General features: G+C 69.5%; 20 protein-coding genes and 1 riboswitch. Of the genes, 14 read left to right on the top strand and 6 right to left on the bottom strand.

What is annotated here, in order from left to right; genetic code table 11:
• The first annotated feature begins 78 nt into the window (after nt 1-78).
• The 6 genes from ACQW02_RS22620 to ACQW02_RS22595 all read left to right on the top strand — a co-directional run bounded on the left by ACQW02_RS22620 (nt 79) and on the right by ACQW02_RS22595 (nt 5,639).
• A complete protein-coding gene (locus ACQW02_RS22620) occupies nt 79-1,869 on the top strand; it encodes an IlvD/Edd family dehydratase (RefSeq protein ID WP_431282168.1) in 1,791 nt (596 codons plus the stop codon).
• Between the two features lies 1 nt (nt 1,870).
• Nucleotides 1,871-2,605 carry an SDR family oxidoreductase gene (locus tag ACQW02_RS22615; protein ID WP_431282167.1) on the top strand — a complete coding sequence of 245 codons (735 nt, stop codon included), beginning with the start codon at nt 1,871-1,873 and terminating at the stop codon, nt 2,603-2,605.
• A 30-nt stretch (nt 2,606-2,635) separates the two neighbouring features.
• Nucleotides 2,636-3,484 carry a fumarylacetoacetate hydrolase family protein gene (locus ACQW02_RS22610; RefSeq protein WP_431282166.1) on the top strand — a complete coding sequence of 283 codons (849 nt, stop codon included), beginning with the start codon at nt 2,636-2,638 and terminating at the stop codon, nt 3,482-3,484.
• A complete protein-coding gene (locus tag ACQW02_RS22605; protein ID WP_431282165.1) occupies nt 3,447-3,800 on the top strand; it encodes a YdhR family protein in 354 nt (117 codons plus the stop codon). Before ACQW02_RS22610 ends, ACQW02_RS22605 begins: the two co-directional genes overlap by 38 nt.
• Nucleotides 3,801-3,811: 11 nt before the next feature.
• A complete protein-coding gene (locus tag ACQW02_RS22600; RefSeq protein ID WP_431282164.1) occupies nt 3,812-4,987 on the top strand; it encodes a serine hydrolase domain-containing protein in 1,176 nt (391 codons plus the stop codon).
• Between the two features lie 76 nt (nt 4,988-5,063).
• Nucleotides 5,064-5,639, top strand: coding sequence for a peptidoglycan-binding domain-containing protein (locus ACQW02_RS22595; protein ID WP_431282163.1), 576 nt, complete (start codon nt 5,064-5,066; stop codon nt 5,637-5,639).
• A 2-nt stretch (nt 5,640-5,641) separates the two neighbouring features.
• On the opposite strand, the gene ACQW02_RS22590 is transcribed toward ACQW02_RS22595, so the two are convergent.
• The 3 genes from ACQW02_RS22590 to ACQW02_RS22580 form a co-directional block, all read right to left on the bottom strand.
• On the bottom strand, nt 5,642-6,370 hold the full coding sequence (locus ACQW02_RS22590) for a transporter substrate-binding domain-containing protein (protein WP_431282162.1): 729 nt from the start codon (nt 6,368-6,370) through the stop codon (nt 5,642-5,644).
• 57 nt (nt 6,371-6,427) lie between these two features.
• Nucleotides 6,428-6,967: an OmpA/MotB family protein gene (locus tag ACQW02_RS22585; protein WP_431282161.1), complete on the bottom strand. Its 540-nt coding sequence runs from the start codon at nt 6,965-6,967 to the stop codon at nt 6,428-6,430.
• 98 nt (nt 6,968-7,065) lie between these two features.
• The gene (locus ACQW02_RS22580; protein ID WP_431282160.1) at nt 7,066-8,598 is read right to left on the bottom strand and encodes a UxaA family hydrolase; all 1,533 of its coding nucleotides are present in this window, start codon (nt 8,596-8,598) and stop codon (nt 7,066-7,068) included.
• 81 nt (nt 8,599-8,679) lie between these two features.
• A riboswitch (TPP riboswitch) is annotated at nt 8,680-8,783 on the top strand.
• A 77-nt stretch (nt 8,784-8,860) separates the two neighbouring features.
• Between ACQW02_RS22580 and ACQW02_RS22575 the strand changes: the two genes are divergently transcribed.
• Nucleotides 8,861-10,420 carry an ABC transporter substrate-binding protein gene (locus ACQW02_RS22575; protein WP_431282159.1) on the top strand — a complete coding sequence of 520 codons (1,560 nt, stop codon included), beginning with the start codon at nt 8,861-8,863 and terminating at the stop codon, nt 10,418-10,420.
• 11 nt (nt 10,421-10,431) lie between these two features.
• Here ACQW02_RS22575 and ACQW02_RS22570 read toward each other — a convergent pair whose 3' ends face one another.
• On the bottom strand, nt 10,432-11,694 hold the full coding sequence (locus ACQW02_RS22570; RefSeq protein ID WP_431282158.1) for a serine hydrolase domain-containing protein: 1,263 nt from the start codon (nt 11,692-11,694) through the stop codon (nt 10,432-10,434).
• Nucleotides 11,695-11,869: 175 nt separating this feature from the next.
• Here ACQW02_RS22570 and ACQW02_RS22565 point away from each other — a divergent pair, with 175 nt between their 5' ends.
• From ACQW02_RS22565 to ACQW02_RS22545, 5 genes are all read left to right on the top strand, one after another.
• Nucleotides 11,870-13,036, top strand: coding sequence for a M23 family metallopeptidase (locus tag ACQW02_RS22565; RefSeq protein ID WP_431282157.1), 1,167 nt, complete (start codon nt 11,870-11,872; stop codon nt 13,034-13,036).
• A gap of 81 nt (nt 13,037-13,117) precedes the next feature.
• Nucleotides 13,118-14,161, top strand: coding sequence for a permease (locus ACQW02_RS22560; RefSeq protein WP_431282156.1), 1,044 nt, complete (start codon nt 13,118-13,120; stop codon nt 14,159-14,161).
• Nucleotides 14,158-14,730 (top strand): cytochrome b, encoded by a 573-nt coding sequence (locus ACQW02_RS22555; protein ID WP_431282155.1) that lies wholly within the window; start codon nt 14,158-14,160, stop codon nt 14,728-14,730. Before ACQW02_RS22560 ends, ACQW02_RS22555 begins: the two co-directional genes overlap by 4 nt.
• Nucleotides 14,727-14,957 (top strand): thioredoxin family protein, encoded by a 231-nt coding sequence (locus tag ACQW02_RS22550; protein WP_431282154.1) that lies wholly within the window; start codon nt 14,727-14,729, stop codon nt 14,955-14,957. Before ACQW02_RS22555 ends, ACQW02_RS22550 begins: the two co-directional genes overlap by 4 nt.
• Complete coding sequence (locus ACQW02_RS22545) at nt 14,954-16,909, top strand: heavy metal translocating P-type ATPase (protein ID WP_431282153.1); 1,956 nt, start codon at nt 14,954-14,956, stop codon at nt 16,907-16,909. The genes ACQW02_RS22550 and ACQW02_RS22545 overlap by 4 nt, the downstream gene beginning before the upstream one ends.
• On the opposite strand, the gene ACQW02_RS22540 is transcribed toward ACQW02_RS22545, so the two are convergent.
• Both ACQW02_RS22540 and ACQW02_RS22535 read right to left on the bottom strand, forming a co-directional pair.
• Nucleotides 16,906-17,973, bottom strand: a complete 1,068-nt coding sequence (locus ACQW02_RS22540) for a c-type cytochrome (RefSeq protein ID WP_431282152.1) — start codon at nt 17,971-17,973, stop codon at nt 16,906-16,908. The genes ACQW02_RS22545 and ACQW02_RS22540 overlap by 4 nt on opposite strands.
• A 55-nt stretch (nt 17,974-18,028) precedes the next feature.
• Entirely contained in the window at nt 18,029-19,264 is a 1,236-nt protein-coding gene (locus ACQW02_RS22535; RefSeq protein WP_431282151.1) for an MFS transporter, read from the bottom strand.
• Between the two features lie 147 nt (nt 19,265-19,411).
• Here ACQW02_RS22535 and ACQW02_RS22530 point away from each other — a divergent pair, with 147 nt between their 5' ends.
• Together ACQW02_RS22530 and ACQW02_RS22525 are read left to right on the top strand one after the other, a co-directional pair.
• Nucleotides 19,412-19,993, top strand: coding sequence for a cytochrome P460 family protein (locus ACQW02_RS22530; RefSeq protein ID WP_431282150.1), 582 nt, complete (start codon nt 19,412-19,414; stop codon nt 19,991-19,993).
• Nucleotides 19,994-20,038: 45 nt separating this feature from the next.
• Nucleotides 20,039-20,950 carry an AEC family transporter gene (locus ACQW02_RS22525; protein ID WP_431282149.1) on the top strand — a complete coding sequence of 304 codons (912 nt, stop codon included), beginning with the start codon at nt 20,039-20,041 and terminating at the stop codon, nt 20,948-20,950.
• Nucleotides 20,951-21,028: the final 78 nt, after the last annotated feature.

The following is a 21,028-nucleotide window of genomic DNA, read 5'->3' as shown; positions in this document are numbered from 1 at the left end:
GTCTGCCGCGATTTCTGGCACATGTTGACACTAGGGGGCCCTCCTCCGACGCTTCATCGCAAAATCGGGAGACGCGACATGGCCGAGTTCGACCAGACCAAGAAGTCGTTCAGGCTGCGGAGCGAACGCTGGTTCAACGACCCGCAGGATCCGTCCATGACGGCCCTGTATGTCGAGCGGCAGCTTAACTTCGGGTTGACGCGGGGCGAATTGCAGTCGGGCCGGCCGATCATCGGCATCGCCCAGACCGGCAGCGACATCGCCCCCTGCAACCGCCACCATATTGCGCTGGCGCCGCGCATCGCAGCGGGCATCCGGGACGCGGGCGGCGTGCCGCTGGAATTCCCGATCCATCCGATCCAGGAAACCTTGAAGCGCCCGACCGCGGCCCTGGACCGCAACCTGGCCTATCTGTCGCTGGTCGAGGTGCTGCACGGCTACCCGATCGATGGCGTCGTGCTGACCACGGGCTGTGACAAGACCACTCCCGCCTGCCTGATGGGGGCGGCCACGGTGAATATCCCGGCGATCGTTTTCTCCGGTGGGCCGATGCTGGATGGGCACCACCAGGGGCGGCTGACCGGCAGCGGCACCATCGTCTGGGAAGCGCGGCGGATGCTGGCGGCGGGTGAGATCGATTATGAAGGGTTCATGGAACTGGTCGCGTCCAGCAGCACCAGCGTCGGCCATTGCAACACGATGGGCACCGCCCTTTCGATGAATTCGCTGGCCGAGGCGCTGGGCATGTCGCTGCCCGGCTGCGCCGCCATCCCCGGCCCGTATCGGGAACGCGGCCAGATGGCGCATGCGACGGGGGTGCGGATCGTCGAGATGGTGCGCGAAAACCTGCGCCCATCGGACATCATGACCAAGGCGGCCTTCGAGAATGTGGTCGCCACCGCCTCGGCCATTGGTGCCAGCAGCAACTGCCCGCCGCATATGGTCGCCATCGCGCGCCACATGGGCGTGGACCATGACCTGGCCGATTGGCAGCGCGTCGGGGCCGATGTGCCCCTGCTGGTCGATTGCCAGCCGGCCGGACGCTTTTTGGGCGAAAAATTCCACCAGGGCGGCGGCGTGCCGGCGGTGATGAAAGAACTGCTGGCCGCCGGGCGGCTGAACGCGGGGGCGCTGACCGTCACCGGAAAATCCATCGCCGAAAACCTGGCAAAGATCCCGGATGGCGACCGCGACGTGATCCGCGCCTACCAAAAACCGATGAAGGAACACGCGGGCTTCGTCGTGCTGACCGGCAATCTGTTCGACAATGCCGTGATGAAGATCAGCGTGATCGACGCCGAATTCCGCGCCCGATTCCTGGCCGATCCGCCGGACGTGTTTGAAGGCAAGGTCGTCGTCTTCGAAGGCCCCGAGGATTACCACGCGCGGATCGAGGACCCCGATCTGGGCGTCGATGAACGCACCGTGCTGGTCATCCGCAACACCGGCCCGGTCGGTTACCCGGGTGCTGCCGAGGTCGTGAACATGCAGCCCCCGGCAGCGCTGATCAAAAAGGGCATCAACGCGCTGCCGACCATGGGCGACGGGCGGCAATCGGGCACCTCGGCCAGCCCGAGCATCCTGAATGTCTCGCCCGAGGCCGCCGTGGGTGGCGGGCTGGCCTTGTTGAAATCGGGCGACCCGATTCGCATCGACCTCAACACCCGTCGCGTCGATGTTCTGATCCCGGAGGCGGAGCTCGCCGCACGCCGCGCCGCATGGGTGCCGCCGGTGCTGCTGAACAAGACGCCCTGGGAGGAAATCCAGCGGGGCATGGTCGGCCAGTTGGGCTCCGGCGGCTGCCTGGAGCCCGCGACGCTTTACCTCAACATCCTGGAGACGCGCGGCGAAAGCCGGCATAACCACTGACATGACCCAAAGAATGAACGGGCTGCGCTGCCTGGTGACCGCGGCGGGGCAGGGGATCGGGCGCGCCACGGCGCAGATGTTCGCGCGTGAAGGGGCCACGGTCGTCGCCACCGACCGCGATGCGGCGCTGGTCGCGGACCTGGGCGGCTTTGGGCTGGACGTGCTGGATGATGCCGCCGTCGCGCGTGTCGTTGCGGACCACGGTCCGTTTGACGTGCTGTTCAACTGCGCGGGCTTCGTGCACCAGAACACCGCCCTGACCGCGACCGACGCGGAATGGGATTTCGCCTTTGCCCTGAACGTGCGGGCGATGTGGAAATGCATGGCGGCGGTGCTGCCGGGCATGATCGAACGCGGCCGCGGCAGCATCGTGAACATGGCCAGCGCCGCGTCCTCGGTGAAGGGCGCGCCGAACCGCTTCCTCTATGGCACCACCAAGGCCGCCGTGGTCGGCATGACCAAGGCGGTCGCGGCCGATGTGGTGGCGCGTGGCATCCGGGTGAATTGCCTCTGCCCTGGCACGGTCGACACGCCTAGCCTGGGCGAACGGATCGCCGCCAATGCCACGGCCTCGGGTGGGCTGGAGGCGGCGCGGGCGGCCTTCGTCGCGCGCCAGGCGATGGGGCGGCTTGCCACGGCCGAGGAAATCGCGGCCCTTGCGACCTATCTCGCGGCCGACGAGAGCGCCTTTGTCACCGGCCAGGCCATCGTCATCGATGGCGGCTGGACGCTTTAACCACCGGTTTTTGTCTTTCAGGAGCATCCGATGAAACTGCTGCGCTACGGCCACACCGGTCACGAACGCCCCGGCCTGCTGGATGCCACCGGCACGATCCGCGACCTGTCCTCGGTGATCCCGGACCTGGCCGGTGCCTCGCTGTCGTCAGCCCAACTTGCCAAGATCAAGGCGCTGGACCCGGCCACCCTGCCGCCGGTCGAGGGCAATCCGCGCCTTGGGCCCCCGGTCACGGGGATGAAGAACTTCATCTGCATCGGGCTGAACTACGCCGACCACGCGGCCGAAACCGGCAGCCCGATCCCGAAGGAGCCGATCATCTTCTTGAAGTCGCTGGGCGCGCTCTGCGGGCCGGATGATGACGTGACGATCCCGAAGAACAGCGTGAAGACCGATTGGGAAGTTGAACTGGCGATCATCATCGGCGACCTGGCGCGCAACGTGTCGGAAGACAATGCGATGGCGCATGTCGCGGGCTATGCGCTGTGCAACGACGTGTCGGAACGCGAATGGCAGATCGAACGCGGCGGCACCTGGGACAAGGGCAAGGGCTGCGACACCTTCGGCCCGCTCGGCCCCTGGCTGGTCACGCCGGATGAGATCGCCGACCCGCAGGACCTGGCGATGTTCTGCGACATCGACGGGGTGCGGATGCAGGATGGCTCCACGCGCACCATGATCTTCGGTGTGAAGAAGCTGGTGTCCTACGTGTCGCATTTCATCACGCTGCATCCGGGCGATGTGATCAGCACGGGCACGCCCCCGGGCGTCGGCCTGGGCAAGAAGCCGCCGGTGTTCCTCAAGGCCGGGCAGACGATGCACCTGGGCATCGCGGGCCTGGGTGAGCAGACGCAGCGGACGGTGCCGTATTCCGACTGACTATTGCCTGCTGATCCTGGATTTCCCGGGGCGTGGCGACCCCACCCCCCAGATCCGGGCGGCGATGCTGGCCCTGGCCGAAAGCATCGCCGGGGAACCGGGGCTGATCTGGAAACTCTGGACCCATGACGGGCCGGAGGGGCAAGGTTTTGGCGCACGCGCGGGTGGCGTCTATTTGTTCGACAGCCGCGCGGCGGCGGAGGCGTATCACCAGAAGCACGCGGCCCGGCTGGGCAAGGCTGGGGTGACGGGGATCGAGGCGACCTACCGCCGCGTGGACGAGGCATTGAGCAGGATGAACCGCGGGCCACTCTAGGAGGCGAAGCCATGCAGCGGCGTGCCCTTGCCATTGGCGTCGCCGTCGCGGTCGCCGCCTTGGGGGCGGAAGCGCAGTCGCCGGGGGCCTCGCTCGACGACCTGCTGCGCCCGTATCTGGCGGCGCACGGCCTGCCCGCCATCGCCGCCGCCGTGGTGCGCGACGGACGGCTGCTCGGCGCCGGCGCCGTCGGCACACGCAGGGCCGGGGCCGACATCCCCGTCACCCTGAACGACCGCTTCCACCTCGGCTCCGACACCAAGGCGATGACGGCGCTGCTGGCCGCGATGATGGTGGAGGAAGGCCGGCTGCGCTGGGATACCTCGGTCGCCGAGGCCTTTCCCATGTTCCTGGACCGCATGGTGCCCGCGCTGCGTCCGGTCACGCTGCGGCAATTGCTGTCGCATAGCAGCGGCATGCCCGGCGACAATGACGCCTTCGGCCGCCTGCTGATGGAGTCCTTCGCGCAGGACGCCATGAACCTGGACGGGCTGCGCCTGTGGCTGGTCGGCGAATGGGTGAAGCAGCCGCTGGTGGCGGCGCCTGGCGCGGCCTGGGCCTATTCCAACATGGGCTACACCATGGCGGGCGCGATGATCGAACGCGCCGCGGGCATGAGTTGGGAGGAGTTGATCAGCCGCCGGCTGTTCGATCCGCTGGGCCTGGCGACGGCGGGGCTGGGGCCGCAATCGAGCCTTGGCCGCGTCGATGCGCCGCTGGGCCATATGCTGCTGCCGGATGGCCAATTGAAGCCGATGCTGGCCGGGCCGGATGGCGACAATCCGGCGATCATCGGCCCGGCTGGGCTGGTGCATATGTCGATCCTGGATTTCGCGACCTGGGCGGGTTGGCATGCCGGCCAGGGGCGCCGCGGGCCGGCGCTGGTGCGGACCGACACGCTGCGGCTGCTGCATGACCCTGTCATAGGCGTGCCGCCGGGGCCGGGGCTTGGGGCGAACCCGGCCTATGGGCTTGGCTGGGGCGTGCTGACGGCGGGGTTCACCACCGCCGTGGGGCTGGAACACGCCGGGTCCAACAACCTGAACCGCGCGGTCATCTTCGTGCAGCCGGCGCAGGATTTTGCGATGGTGATGACGACGAACGTGGCGGGCGCGCGGGCCGAGGCGGCGCTGGCGGCGTTGTCGGACGCCCTCTATGCGCGCTTCGGGCCAGCGCCGCGCGGCTGAGCGGGATGCAACCGCAGCGCCGTCTCGGCGTTGTTTTCTTCTGACGACGACCCACGCCGCAGAAGGACATCACGCAATGAAACTTTCACAGGCGATCCTGGCCGGGATGCTGTTCGCGTCGCCGATGATGGCGCTGCCCGCCCAGGCGCAACCTGCCCCCGTGCTGACCTATACCCAGGTCCTGACGCCGGGCGGCGCTGCCATGATCCAGGACCGGCTGCGCCAGGCCGGTGTCTACGGCGGCCAGCCCGATGGCGTCTGGGGCCCGGAAAGCCAGGCGGCGCTGGAGCGGTTCCAGCAGACTCGGAACCTTCAGGTGACGGGGCAGTTGAACCAGGCGACCGTGGCAACCCTCGGCCTGACGCCGGGCGACCTGTTGTCGGCGCGGAACGCGCAGCCGCCCGCACCGGCTGCCGCGGTCGTTCCCGCGCCGGAGCCATTGAGCCCGATCGCGGTCCGCAACGTGCAGCAGCGCCTGCGCGCCATGGGGTTTTATCGCGGGCCGGTGGACGGCATGTGGGGCGCCGGGACCCAGGCCGCGATCGAACGCTTCCAGCAGGGGCGCGGCCTGCAGACGACGGGCCAGATCAACCCGGCGACGGTGCAGGCGCTGGGGCTGGACCCGAACAACCCCGCGCGCCCCATTCGCTGAATTCAGGCGGCGGGGGCCACCGACAGGCCCTGCACGCCGTGCTGGGCGATCAGCCGGGCGACCAGGCCGGTTGCCTTGGCTTCCTCGACGAAGTCGCGCAAAAAAGCCTCGGCCGCCGTGTTGCCGCGCCGCGTGCCGATGGCCTGCTGCACGCTCATGAACTGTCCGGGCAGGATGCGTGATCCGGGCAGGGTCGCGCCATCGGTCAGCAGTTTTGGCCGCAGTCCCGCCAGCACATCCAGCCCCTCGTCGACGAAAAGCTTGAACGCGGCATCCAGCCCCTCGGCCCGCACCAGGGTCGCGGCGTGGATGTTGCGGTCGAGCCAGAGGTCGTAGGCGGCGCGCGCGCTGACCGCGATCCGCACGCCGGGCTGGTCCACCTGCGCCATGCTGGTGATCGGCGAACCGGCGGGGACGAGGTAGTTCGCCTCGATCTCGGCATAGGCCGCGGTGAAGGCGATTTTTTCCGCCCGCTGGGGTTCGGCGCCGATCAGCGCGATGTCCCAGGCGCCAGTGCCCGCGGCATCGGCCACCGCGCCGGGGTTGGGAAAGGGCACCAGGCGCAGCGGCACGCCCAGGCGATCGGCCACCGCGCGCGCCATGTCGGGGGACACGCCCTGCGGTTCCCCGGCCGGGCCGCGGCTGCTGACCAGCAGGAAGTTGCTGAGGTTGATGCCGGCGCGAAGTTCGCCGCCGGGGGCGAGTTCGGCGATGATCTCTGGGGTGGTCATGATCTGTCCTTACTTCGCGGCGTCTCCCGATCCGTGATCGGGAGACGCCGCGGGGCGTCAGTTGCCAGGACCGACCAGCGTCACTTCGATACGGCGGTTCTGCGCCCGCCCGGCCGGCGTGTCGTTCGGCGCGACCGGGTTGGCTTCGCCACGCCCATCGGCCGAGACGATGGTGCGCGGCACGCCGCCGGCGATCAGCACGTCGGCCACCGTGTCAGCGCGGCGCGACGACAGGTCGAGGTTCGACGAGATGCCTTCGCGCCGCAGTTCCGCCCCGACCGGCGTGGTGTCGGTATAGCCTTCGACGATGACGCGGGTATTGGTCAGGCCCTGGAGGGTCGGCACCATCTTCAGCAACGTCTCGCGCGCGCGGGCATCGATCCGGTAGCCGCCCGAGGAGAACAGGACGCGGTCGGTCATCGTCACCTTCAGCCGGCCCTGGAGCATCTGGATCGTCGCCTCATCGGCCGTGTAGCGGGCCTGCAACTGCGTGTAGGCCTGCTGCAACTGGTCATACCGCTGTTCGGAGACGCAGCCGTTCAGGACGAACCCGGCCATGAGGAGCGGTGCCGCCAGGGTGAAGATTCTGCGTTGCATGGGTGTGGCCTTTTCCGTGTGAATGCGGACAGGCCACATTCATTGCATTGGGCGCGAAGTATCAGATGGGTCCGCGCATTCGTCCAGGTGCCGGCCTGTTACATCGTCGCGCCGAGCACCCAGGGTGCGAATTCCGATGCGCCGAAATCGAATTGCTCGCTCTTGGTCCGCTCGCCGCCGGCGATCCGCAGGATCTGGGCGAAAATCCGCGCGCCGGCGTCCTGCACGGTTTCCTCGCCGGCCAGGATGGTGCCGCAGTTCACATCCATGTCGTCTTCCATGCGGACATACATCGCGGTGTTGGTCGCGAGTTTCATCGACGGCGCGGGTTTGCAGCCGAAGACGCTGCCGCGCCCGGTGGTGAAACAGACCAGGTTCGCACCCCCCGCCACCTGGCCGGTGGCGGCCACGGGGTCGTAGCCTGGCGTGTCCATGAAGACGAAGCCGCGCGCGGTCGCGGGTTCGGCATAGCCGATGACGTCCACGAGGTTGGTCGTGCCCGCCTTGGCCATCGCGCCCAGCGATTTTTCCAGGATGGTGGTCAGGCCGCCGGCCTTGTTGCCGGGGCTGGGGTTGGCGTTCATCTCCGCGCCTTCGCGTTCGGTATAGGCTTCCCACCAGCGCATCAGGCCGACGAGTTTTTCGCCCACCTCGCGCGACGGCGCGCGGCGCGTCAGCAGATGTTCGGCGCCGTAGGTTTCCGGGGTTTCCGACAGGATGACGGTGCCGCCGTGCTTCACGATCAGGTCGGACGCAGCCCCGAGCGCGGGGTTGGCGGTGATGCCGGAATAGCCGTCCGACCCGCCGCATTGCAGCGCGACGGTCAGGCCGGCGACGGGGCAGGGCACGCGGGTGATATTGTTCGCCTCGTCCAGCACCTCGCGCACGAAGGCGACGCCGGCGGCGACGGTTTTTCGCGTGCCGCCCATCTCCTGGATGTCCATGTTGCGCAGGCGGCCGGACAGGCGCTGTTCTTCCAGCATGCCGCCGATCTGGTTGACCTCGCAGCCCAGGCCGATGGCGATGACGTGTGAAAAATTCACGTGGCGCGCATAGCCCGCCAGGGTGCGGCGCAGCACGCGCAGCGGTTCGCCATCGGTCATGCCGCAGCCCGTCTTGTGCGTCAGCGCGACGACGCCATCGACATTCGGCCAGGCGGCCAGCGGGTCCTCGTTGGTCAGCGGGTTGCGGCGGAACGCGAGGGCGATGAGTTCGGCGACATGCGCGGAACAATTCACCGATGTGACGATGCCGATGTAGTTGCGCGTCGCCACGCGCCCATCCGGCCGGAGGATGCCCATGAAGGTCGCGGGTTCGGCGGCGAAGTCCGTCGCCTTGGCATCGACGCCCCAGGCATAGTCCCGCGCAAAGTCGCCCATCGCGCAATTATGGGTATGCACCCAGTCGCCGGCGGCGATGGGGGCGGTGGCGAAGCCGATGATCTGGCCGTAGCGGCGGATCGCCTCACCCACCGCATGGTCGCGGACGGCGACCTTGTGCCCGGCCGGGATGCGGCGAGCGGCGGCGACGCCGGGGGCGACGGGGGTGCCGGGCGGCAGGGCCTGGCGGGCGATGACCACGCCATCGGCGTCGTTCAGCACGATGACGGGGGGCTGGGTGATGGCGTCCATGGCGGCGGCCTCCGGTTATTTTCGGGTCAGTCTAGCGTGCGGCGGCGCTTGCGCGAGGCCCTTGCCTGACGCAAAACGATCTCGGACATCGGGGGGAGCCCATTTCGGGCTGAGAGGCGGGCGACCGCGACCCCTGGAACCTGATCCGGTTAAGACCGGCGTAGGGATCGATGGGCCGCGCGGTCACCTTGCAGCCTGTTCAGGCCATGGGTCCGTCGACGCATCCTTCCTCCGCCAGACCGGGTCGGGAGGAGGACACACGATGATGCATCGCCGCAGCCTTTTCGCCGCAACCCTTCTGGCGGCCCCCGCACTCGCGCAATCGCCGCAGTCACGCACCCTGCGCTTCATGCCGCAGGCGGGGCTGGTCGGGCTGGACCCGATCCTGCAACCGACCACGATCAGCACCACGCATGGCTTTTGCGTCTTCGACACGCTGTATGGCGTGAACGCGCGGCTGGAACCGCGGCCGCAAATGGCCGAAGGGCACAGCGTGTCCGCCGATGGCTTGCTGTGGACCATCCGGTTGCGCGACGGGTTGCGCTTCCACGATGGCGCGCCGGTGCGGTCGGTGGATTGCGTCGCCAGCCTGCGGCGCTGGGCGCAGCGCGACGGGTTTGGCCGCATCCTGGCGGAAGCCGTGGCCGAATGGGGCACGCCGGACGACCGGACGCTGACCATCCGGCTGATCCGCCCGTTTCCCGCGCTGCTGGACGCGCTGGCCAAGCCGGTCGCGACCCCCGCCTTCATCATGCCGCAACGCCTGGCGGACACCCCGCCCGATCGCGCGATCACCGAGATCGTGGGATCGGGCCCGTGGCGCTGGCTGCCGGACCAGTTCATCCCCGCCGCCCGCGCGGGTTACGCGAAGTTCGACGGCTATGTGCCGCGCGACGAGCCGGCGGAAAGTGCTTCGGGTGGCAAGCGCGTGCATTTCGACCGGCTAGACCTGGTCTGGATCCCCGACCCCGGCACCGCCGTCGCGGCGCTGCGCACGGCCGAAGTCGATTGGGTCGAATACCCGCTGCCCGACCTGGTGCCGATCCTGGCGCGCGAGCGGGGTATCACGACGCAGGTCTACGACCCCAACGGATTCCTAGGGTTCTTGCGTTTCAACCACCTGCACGCGCCCTTCGACAAGGTGGCGCTGCGCCGGGCGGTGCGCGACCTGATCGGTGCGTCGCAGGCCGACTACATGGCCGCCGTGGCACTGCCCGGCGATGGGCGCGATTGCCGCGCGCTGTTTGCCTGCGGCCTGCCGGGGGTGGTCGAAGCGCCGCCGCCCGCCGTGATGCGCGACCCCCGCGCGGCCCTGCGCGCCGCGGGCTATGCGGGCGAGAAGATCACCATCATCAACCCGACCGATTTTGCCGCGATCGTGCCGCAGGGCCGCATCACCGCCGAGATCCTGCGCCGGGCGGGCGTGGATGTGGATCTGATCGAGGCCGATTGGCCGACCATCGTCGCCCGCCGCGCCAACAAGGGCCCGCCGGCGCAGGGGGGGTGGAACATCTTTCACACGAACCTGCCGGCGGCCGGCACCGCCAACCCTGCCGTCAACCCGATCGTGCGCGCGAATGGCGAAGCCGCCTGGTTCGGTTGGCCGACGGATGACGGGATCGAGGCCGGGGTCCAGTCCTGGCTGCGCGCCCCGACGGCCGAGGCGCAGGCGGCCGCCTTCGCCGAGGTGCAGCGCGTCGGGTGGGACGCGGTGCCCTTCGCACCGACCGGGCAATTCGTGCTGCGCACGGCCTTCCGCAGCGACCTGACGGGCGTGTTGCAGGGGCCGAACCCGATGCTGTGGAACCTGCGGCGGGGCTGAGGCCCCGCCGCCTATTGCATCGCGGCGTAGACGGCCTCACGCACCTCACCGGCCACCACGCCGCCGTTCACGCCGGTCTGGGTCATCACCACGATGGCGATGCGGTTCACCGGATCGACCCAAAAGCCGGTGCCGTAGATGCCGCCCCAGGAATAGGTGCCGACCGGCTGGCGCGTATTGGCCGCCGCCGGATCGGTGACAACGGCGAAGCCGAAGCCGAAGTCATTGCCCGGCCCGCGCAGGTTGATCGCCATGCCGCCCGTCTGCGGCGCCCGCATCGCCGCCACCGTTTCGGCCCGCAGGATGCGCGCGCCATCCAACGCACCCTCGTTCAGCAGCATCCGTGCGAAACGAGCGTAATCGCCGATCGTCGCGGTCGCGCCGGCGCCGCCGGAGGGATAGGCGGTGGCGCTGAAGGCGCGTTCCGGGTCCGCCGTCCAGGTGCCGCGCGACAGCGGGTAGGGCACCGTCTGCGGGCTGGCCATCGGGATCAGGCCGCGCCCATCCTCGGGGAAGACCGGCACCACCATGCGCGGCCGTTCGGCGCCGGCGACGCGAAAGGTGAAGCTGTCCAGCCGCAGCGGCGCCGCCACATGTTCGCGCAGATAGGCATCGAGCGGCTGGCCCGTGACCTTCGTCACCACCGCGCCCAGCACATCGGTGCTGAGGCTGTAGCGCCAGGCGCTGCCCGGCTGCACCGCGAGCGGGGCCTGCGCCAGGCGTGCCATGTTGTCGTCCAGCGCGCGATCCGGCTGCGCCAGGCCGTCATCGACGCCAAGCCGCCGGTATTCCTCCACGACACCAGGCAGGTTCAGGAAGGTGTAGGACAGGCCCGAGGTGTGCCGCAGCAGGTCGCGGATCGTGGGCTCGCGCGCCGCGGGTTCGGTGGCCCCGCCCTCGCGCACCACCCGCAGGTTGGCGAAGGCCGGCAGGTGGCGCGATAGCGGATCGTCGAGGTTCAGCCGCCCCTGCTCGATCAGTTGCATCACCGCGACCGAGGTGAAGGGCTTGGTCATCGAGGCCAGGCGGAACAACTGGTTGGCCGCGACCGGTTCGGCTGCGGCGGGGTCGCGGCGCCCGGCGGCGCCCTGGTACAGCACCTCCCCGTCGGCGCGCACCACAAGCGCGGTGATGGCGGAGACGCGGCTATCGGCCACGGCCTTTTGCAGCAGCGCGTCCAGTGTCGTCGAGCGCGAGGTATCGAAGGCGAGGCTGATCTGCGACCATGCCAGCAACGGCAGGGCCACAAGCATCCACAGGGTTCGACGCAACATGCTTTCCATCCCTTGTTCTTATCGTTACATTTTGATGGAAGCCTAACGCACAGGTCGTGCGGATTGGAAGCATTCATGCGCAGGTTGTGCATCGCGCCTCCGCAACGCAGGGCCGGTTGTCGTCACCTTCGCGCCGACCGCTTGATCGTTGCGCGGCATCGGTAGGAGGACGCCCATGCGTCGCGCCCTGTTTGCTGCCCTTCTCTGCCTTGCCTTGGCCCATCCCGGTCCTGGGCGGGCGCAACCCGTGCCGCAGCCTTTTCCCCTGGTCGCCGAGGTCCTGGCGCCCCCATGGATCTTTCCGGGTGCCGATGGGCAGCGGCACATGCTGTATGAGCTGCAACTGCTGAACGTGATGCCCGGCCCGGTGCATCTGCGCCGCATCACCATCAGCGACACCACCAGCGGCGCAACCCTGGGCACGCTGGACGAGGCCGAGATCGCCCGGCGGTTCGAAATCGGTGCCCAACGCGACAAGGGCGGCACGGTGCTGGGCGCGGGACAATTCGGCATCGGCTTCCTGCATCTGGCGCTACCAGCCGATGGCCCCACGCCGGCGGGGGTGGTGCATGACGTCGAACTCTACGCCGAGCCGGCGCGCCAGGTGTTGCGCCTGGCCATCGGGCAGAGCCCGGTGATCGTGACGCCGCCGCCGGTGTTGGGCCCGCCGCTGCGTGGCGGGCGCTACATCGTGGGCGATGGCTGCTGCGATTCCACGCGGCATATCCGCGCGCTGTTGCCGTTGAACGGGCGCTTTCGCCTGGCGCAGCGCTTTGCCGTGGATTGGGAGCGGCTGGACGATGATGACCGTATTTTCGTCGGCGAACGCACCGACCCGCGCAGTTATCGCATCCATGGCGCGCCGGTGCTGGCGGTGGCGGATGGGTCGGTCGTGGCGGCGCTGGACGGTTTGCCCGAACAGGTGCCCGGCACCTATCCGGCGGACCTGCCGATCGAACAGGCGGACGGAAACTTCGTTGTGTTGGACATCGGTGGCGGCGCCTTCGTGCTCTACGCGCATCTGCGGCCGGGCAGTGTCGCGGTGCAGGCGGGCGCGCGCGTCAAGCGAGGCGATGTGCTGGGCGCGGTCGGCAATACCGGCAATAGCGTTGCGCCGCATTTGCATCTGCATGTGATGGACGGCCCATCGGCGCTGATGTCGAATGGGATTCCCTCGGTCTTCGATGCCTTTGCCGTGACGGCATTTAACCCGGCGGGGACGGCGGATTTCGATCGGGCCGAGGGCACCGGGTCGCGCATGACGCTGACGCCCATCACACCACCGCGCCAGGTGCGCGGTGCGATGCCGATGGATCTGACCATCGTCGATTGGGGCCCCTGAACCGGCGCGCATTGCGACGGATCAAGGCGCGCCGTGGCGGGATGCGCCATGCAGCGGCGCCGCCGCCAGGATTACCCCCCAATGCCCGCCCGAGACTTGCGCGCCCCTGCCTTCGACCCCGTGCTGTTGTGGTTGCTGGCCCTGCCGGTCTGGGTGCTGCTCTATGCAAGCCTGGTGCCGATGGCGGATGCGGTGTTCTCGGCCTTGCCGCTGACACGCGGGACACGGCTGGGTGAGGCTGTTTGGTTCTTCCTCTACGACACGCCAAAGGTGCTTCTGCTGCTGACGGGCGTGGTCTTCGCCATGGGCATCGTCCGCTCGTTCTTTTCGGCCGAACGCACCCGTGCCGTCCTGGCCGGGCGCCGCGAGGGTCTGGGCAATGTGCTGGCGGCGACGCTCGGCATCGTCACGCCCTTCTGTTCCTGTTCTGCCGTGCCGCTGTTCATCGGCTTCGTCTCGGCCGGTGTGCCGCTGGGTGTCACGTTTTCCTTCCTGATCTCGGCGCCCATGGTGAACGAGGTCGCGCTGGGTCTGCTGCTGGCGATGTTCGGCTGGAAGGTCGCCGCTCTTTATCTGGTGCTCGGCCTGTCGGTTGCGATCGGTGCGGGCTGGGTGCTGGGGCGGATGCGACTGGAACGCTGGGTCGAGGATTGGGTGCTGGCGCAGCGCGCCGTGGCCGCCCCCACCGGCGACGCGCCCCTGACCTGGACCGACCGTATTCGCCTGGGGCGTGAGGCGGTGGTCGAGATCGTGGCCAAGGTCTGGCCCTGGATCGTCGTCGGGATCGCGGTCGGCGCCGGCATCCATGGCTATATGCCGGAGGAATTCCTCGCCTCCTTCATGGGGCGCGATGCCTGGTGGTCGGTGCCGCTGGCGGTGCTGCTCGGCATCCCGATGTATTCCAACGCCGCCGGCGTGATCCCGGTGGTGGAGGCGCTGTTGGGCAAGGGTGCTGCACTCGGCACGGTGCTGGCGTTCATGATGTCGGTGGTGGCGCTGTCGCTGCCGGAAATGCTGATCCTGCGCCGCGTGCTGAAGCCGCGGTTGATCGCGACCTTCGTCGCGGTCGTCGCCGCCGGCATCCTGCTGGTCGGCTTTGTGTTCAACCTGGTGCTGCGGACATGACGAACGACATCGACGCACGGCCCCATGGCATCGCCACCCGCGCGATGCATTGGGGTGTGGCGCTGCTGGTGGTGCTGGCCTGGCTGACCGGCAGCACGATGGAATGGTTCCCGCGCGGCGCCGGCCGCGATGCGGCGACGATGGTGCACTACAGCCTGGGCGTGCTGGTGCTGGGGTTCGCCGCACTGCGTGTGGCGTGGCGGGCGGTGTCGCCGCTGCCACCAGTGCCGGGCCAGCCGCGCTGGCAGCATCTGGCCGCGGTCGCGGTGCATGTGGCGCTGACGGTGCTGACGATCGCCCTGCCGCTGTCGGGGCTGTTCGACCGCTGGGCGCGTGGTCGCCAGGTCACGGTCTTCGGTAGCCTGGACCTGCCGGCCCCGTTGCCTATCCCTGGCGGCCGGCTTTGGGGAGAGGTGCATGAGGTGATGGGCAACCTGCTGCTGGCCGTCGTGGCCGCGCATGTCGCCGCCGCGCTTTGGCACCACGTCGTGATGAAAGACGGCACGTTGCGGCGCATGCTGCCGCCACGCCGGCCCGCCCAAACCCTTTCGTCAGGGAGCCCATCATGAACATCCAGATCCTCGGCGCCGGCTGCGCCAAATGCCGCACTCTGGCCGAGCACGCCGAACAGGCGGCGCGCACGCTCGGCCTGGCCTTCACGATCGAGAAGGTGACCGACCCCGCGGCGATCGCCGCGATGGGGGTGATGCGCACGCCGGCCCTGGCGGTGGATGGGGTGGTGAAGACCATGGGCCGCGTGCCAACGGCCGATGAGATCAAACCGCTGCTGGCGTGACCCGCGCCGCCGATTCCCACAGCCTGGCCAGTGTCGAACTGGGCTTCGCCCTGGCCTGCGGCACCTTGCTCGCCACCGGGGTCACGCTGTCGGTGCTGACGGCGGCGCCGGCCTGGTTGCCGCACGCGCTCTACATCCTGGCCTGCGGCTTTGGCGGCGTCTTCACCCTTCGCGGCGCGTTCCAGGCGCTGCGGGCGGGGCGGCTCGATATCGACACACTGATGCTGATCGCGGCGGTTGGCGCCGCCGTGCTGGGCGCCTGGGCCGAGGCCGCGTTGCTGCTGTTCCTCTTCACCCTGGGCCATGCGCTGGAACATTACGCCATGGGCCGCGCGCGGCGCGCCATCGCGGCGCTGACCGCGCTGGCGCCGCTGACCGCGGAAGTGCGCCGGGGCGACACCACGGCCGAGGTCCCGGTCGAGGATCTGGTGCTGCGCGACATCATCATCATCCGCCCCAATACCCGCATCCCCGCCGATGGTTTTGTCGTCCACGGCAGCAGCAGCGTGGACCAGGCGCCGATCACCGGCGAAAGCGTGCCGATCGACAAGCGCGCGGTGGATGATTTTTCGCGCGCGAGCCAGCGGCCGGATGGCGTGGCCGCGGAACACCGCGTCTTTGCCGGCACCATCAACGGCCATGGCGTGCTGGAGGTGATGGTGACGCGCATGGCCCAGGACAGCACGCTCGCCCGGCTGGTGCGGATGGTGAACGAGGCCGAAGCCCATAAATCCCAGACACAGCGTTTCACCGAACGGTTCGAGCGCGGCTTCGTGCCGGTCGTGCTCGGCATCGTCGGGCTGCTGCTGTTTGCCTGGGTGGTGGTGGACGAGTCGTTTGCCGCCAGTTTCTATCGCGCGATGGCGGTGCTGGTGGGCGCCAGCCCCTGTGCGCTGGCGATCTCGACCCCCAGCGCCGTCCTGTCCGGTGTCGCACGGGCGGCGCGGGGCGGGGTGCTGATCAAGGGGGGCGGGCCGCTGGAGATCCTGGGCGGGATCGGCGCCATCGCCTTCGACAAGACCGGCACCTTGACCGAGGGGCGGCCAAGGGTGACCGACGCGCGCCCGGCCCCCGGGGGGGACGCCGCCGAATTCTTGGCCGTCGCCATCGCGGTCGAAAGCCTGAGCGACCACCCCCTGGCCGCCGCGGTGGTGCGCGACGGGCGGGCCATGCTGCCGCCGGGCGCGGTGCCCCTGGTCGCCGACGACCTGCAAAGCATCACCGGCCGGGGGTTGAGCGCACGGATCGGGGACGACCCGGTCTTCGTCGGCAAGGCCGCGTTGTTCGGTGAGATCGACGGCCCGCCCCTGGCGACCCCGGTGCTCCGCATGATCGCCGATCTGGAACAGGATGGGCGCACGACCATGGTGGTGCGGCGCGGCGATCGCGTGCTGGGCGTGATCGGGTTGATGGACACGCCGCGCCCCACGGCGGCGGCGGTGATCGCGCGGCTGCGCGGCCTGGGCATCGCGCGGATGGTGATGCTGTCGGGCGACAATCCGCGCGTGGCCGGGGCCGTCGCGGGCCAGGTCGGGCTGGACGAGGCCTGGGGCGACCTGATGCCGGCCGACAAGGTCGCGGCCATCGGGTTGCTGCGGGCCGGGCATCGCGTGGCGATGGTGGGCGATGGGGTGAATGACGCGCCCGCGCTGGCGGTCGCCGACATCGGCATCGCCATGGGCGCGGCCGGATCGGATGTGGCGCTGGAAACCGCCGATATCGCGCTGATGGGCGATGACCTGGGGCGGCTGCCCTTTGCCATCGGGCTGAGCCGGCAGACCGGGCGGATCATTCACCAAAACCTGTGGATCAGCCTGGGGATGGTGGCGGTGCTGGTGCCATCCGCGATGCTGGGCTTGCCGCTGGGGGTGGCGGTGTTCCTGCACGAGGGTTCCACCGTCGCGGTGGTGGCGAATGCGCTGCGGCTGCTGGGGTATCGGGAAGCCGCTTAATTGGCGCGGGGGTTGTCGCGCAGCCAATCCAGGATCGGCTGCCATGGCCCAAACCGGTGCTGCGCCGCGGGGAAGGGGCCGATGAAGGGCGGGTAGCCGGCGTCCACGGGCTTCAGCGCATGGTTCGGGTAATCCGCCTCGGTCCCCGCCATATGCGGCCGTGGCTGGCTGTTGATGAAAGCCATGACGTCAAAAGCATCTTCGGCCGAGATCTGCGGCGTTTCGAAGGTGGTGCCCATCGGCATATTGGCATGCACGAAGCGCGCGGCGGTGATGACGCGCCCCATGCCGGCGCCGTCATTGTAGCTGTCCGGACCCCAGAGCGGCGGGAAGCGGTAGCGCCGGCCGGCAGTCGCGGCCTCGGCCGCATCCAGGCGCTGGCCCTGGCCGTCGTCGCCATGACAGACGGCGCAGGAGGCGGCGTGGACCGCTCGCCCCTTTTCGGGATCGGCCGCGCGGCTGGGCAGCGGCAGCACCGGGGAGCCCCGGCCGGTCAGCGACTGGCCGACGCGCTCATCGCCGCTGATGAAGCGGATGTAGCTCAGCATCGCCTTCATCTCGTCCCCGTCGGGGGCCAGGGCGCGGCCGTTCATGCTGCGCTGCATGCAGCCGTTGATGCGGTCTTCCAGGGTGCGGACCTCGCCCTCGCGCCCGATGAATTCGGGAAAGACCCCCCAGATGCCCGCCAGCGGCAGGGCGAATTGCTGCGTGCCGGCCTGCAGATGGCAGGATTGGCAGTCCAGCCCATTGCCGGCGAAGCGCCGCGCCGGATCGGCATTGTCGGGGCCGATCAGCGAGGAGGTCTTTGCGATCAGGTCGCGACCGTGGCGCACGCTGCGGGCGAAGGGGGTGTCGGGCAGGGCGTCGGGGTCGGGGACCTGCCAGGCGGGCGGCGCGGCGGCTGCTTGCATGGGGGCGGGGGCGGGCGCCAGGCCGATGGATGGCGCCGGGCGGCTTTGCGGCGGCGGTCCGCCGCGGCCGCCCGGCGTGACCGGGTGCCGCGCGAAAAGGGCCACGACGCCGACAGCGAAGATGCCGGCCACCAGGAGTGTTGCCGTGCGCATGGGAGGTCCCTCTCAGATGCCGCCTGGCCAGCATCGCGCCGATGGCATCCGGGCGTCACGCCTCTTTTGGCGAAAGGCGTGCGTGGCTGCCGGCGGTGGTCAGGTCGGGCGATGTTTCCGGCATCATCCGCCAGAACACCAGCGCCCCCAAGACCGCGATGCCGGCCAGCACAAGGAAGGCCATCGAATACCCGCCCCAGACCACGATGAACCCGGCGGCCCCGACGCTCAGGCTGGCGCCGATGCCCTGGGCCGTGGCGATCGCGCCCAGGGCCGCGCTGAAATGCCCGGTGCCGCGCGTCAGGTCGGCGACGATGATCGGGAACAAGGCCCCGAACAGCCCCGCGCCGACACCATCCAGCAACTGCACGCCGACCAGCCAGAAGGGATCATCCGACAGGGTGTAGAGGCCACCGCGCGCCGCCAGCACGCAGAACCCGCCCAGGAACAGCGCCTTGCGGCCCCAGGTATCGGCCCTGGCACCGACCAGCAGCGCCATCGGCACCATCACCACCTGGGCCGCCACGATGCAGACCGACATCAGCGCCGTCGCCTGCGCCGCATCCGTCTGGGCGAGTTTCTGGCCGACCAGCGGCAGCATCGCGGCATTGGCCGCGTGGAACAGCGCGACGCATCCGGCGAAGACCAGCAGCGGGCGGGATGCCAGGAGCGCCGACCAGGCCGAAGGGGCGGAGGCAGCGCGGGCGCCCCCGGCCTCCAGCCCGCGCGCCACGTCGTGGTCGATCGCCGCGGCCGGAATGCGCAGCACGGCGGCGATGCTGAGCACCGCCATGATCGCCAGCAGCCAGAACACCACGATCGGGCCGAAAAAATACGACAGCCCGCCCGCCGTCGCCGCGGCGAAGGCGTTGCCGGCGTGGTTGAAGGATTCATTCCGCCCGGTGCGTCGGGTGAACGCGGCCCGGCCCGCGACCCCCAGGGTCAGCGCCGCGATCGCCGGGGCAAAGACCGAAGCCGCGGCGCCCGACACGACCTGTGACAGCAGCACCGGCCAAAAGCCGGGCATCAGCGGCACCGCGATGCAGGTTGCGGCGACGATGGCCGCCGCGACCGCGATCAGCCCGCGCCTGGCCCGCAGCGCATCCACCAGCATCCCGCCCGGGGCCTGCGCCAGCAGCCCCGCGACGCCTGACGCCGCCAGGGCCACGCCGATGCTGCCCGCATCCCAGTTATGGGCCGCCAGAAGATAGACCGCCAGGTAAGGCCCCAGCCCGTCGCGGACATCGGCCAGGAAGAAATTGAGCGCATCGAGCGCGCGACCCGTGGTCATGCAGGCATCCTTGTTCGCGGCGCCCCATGCGCATCGATCGCGCCGGATGAACACGCGCGCTGCCCGTGGGTTGCAAAGTGCCGCGGCGTCAGCATCTGATTGCCGCAACCTTCACCGCCAAGCCGACGCCCAGCCCGGAGGTTTCCCATGATCCCATCGTTTCGCCTCGCCGCCTGCCTCCTGGCCCTTGGGGCCGTCGTCGCGGGCGGTCCGTCCTGGGTGCCCGCCGCCGCCCAATCGCCCGCACCGGTGGCCGGGCCGCTGAACATCGACCTGCCGCCCGACTGGGAAAGCCGTTTCATCCGCTATGCCACGGTGGACAAGGCCGACCGCAAGATCATCCGGTTCCTTTTTGTGAACCCGGAAGCCTTTGCCGCCGCCCGGCCCGGCCAGCCGTTGCCGAACGATACGATGATCGTGATGGCCGACCGGCGCGCCAGGCTCGGCCCCGATGGCAATCCGCTGCTGGACCAGCAGGGCCGCTTCATCGCGGAGCCGAACTACATCGCCATCGCCGTGCAGCAGAAACACCAGGGATGGGGCGAGTCCTACCCGGCCGAGTGGCGCAACGCCGATTGGGAATACGCCCGCTTCAACCCGGACGGGACGCGCCTGGCCGGTGCCACGACGCCGGAATCGGTCCGCGCCTGCTTCACCTGCCATATCGGAACCCGCCCGGCGCAGGATTTCGCCTTCAATTTCTGGGACTACGTGCAGACCCGCCGCTGATCGGCCGCTTGTCCTGGCGGGCTGGCCGGGCCACACCCCGGGCCGATGACCGCCTGGATCGATGCTTTTGCCCCGGCCTTCGGGCTGCTGGCCCTGGGGGCCGTGCTGCGGGCGCGGCTGTTGCGCGACGACGCGATCTGGGCGGGGATCGAGCGCCTGGTCTTCTGGGTGCTGCTGCCGTCGCTGCTGGCCTATGGCATCGGCGGTGTCGATCTGGGGGCGCTGCCGCTGGGCCGGATGGCGGCGGTGTTCTGGGGGGCGCTGTCGCTGGGGGCCGTGCTGTCGGTGCTGCTGGCGCGGGCGCTCGGCCATGGGCATCCGGCCATGACATCGGTGTTGCAGGGCGGCATCCGCTTCAACAACCTGATGGGCTTCGCCATCGCGGGCAGCGTCTTTGGCGGGCCGGGCATCGCGCTCGGGGCCATCGCCACGGGGCTGATCGTGCCCTTCGTGCAGGTCGCGACGACGCTGGCTTTTGCCGTCGGCGGCGGGCGGCGGCCGCGGCCGGTCGCGGTGCTGCGCCAGATGGTGCTGAACCCGCTGATCATCGGATGCGCCGCGGGCTTCGGTTTTTCCGTCCTGGGTGGGGTGCCGATCGGCCTGTCGCCCATCCTGCGGGTGCTGGGCCAGGCGTCAGTGGCGCTAGGGCTGCTGACGGTGGGGGCGGCGCTATCGGCCGATGCGCTGCGCGACCGGATCGGCACCCAGGCGCTGACCGGCGCGCTGAAGCTGCTGGTGATGCCGCTGATGACCTGGGGGCTGTGCATCCTCTTCGGGCTGGACCCGCTGGCGACGGCGATCTGCGTGCTGTTCATGGCGCTGCCGACGGCCGCGACATCCTATGTCATGGCGCGGGCCATGGGCGGGGATGCGCCGCTGATGGCGGCCATCACCACGACCGAGCACCTGGCGGCGGTGCTGACCCTGCCGCTGTGGATGCTGTTGATGGCGCCCTGACGCTTGCCGCATGGGCGCCCTGCGCAAGGCTTTCTTGCGGTGCGCCGTGGATTCCCCTAATCGCGCGCTGTTATCCAC

It is taken from the genome of Humitalea sp. 24SJ18S-53 (assembly GCF_050632385.1).
In the GTDB taxonomy this organism is placed as follows: Bacteria; Pseudomonadota; Alphaproteobacteria; order Acetobacterales; family Acetobacteraceae; genus Humitalea.
Note: the sequence above shows the minus strand (reverse complement) of the source record. Positions and strands in the feature narration are given on the sequence as shown.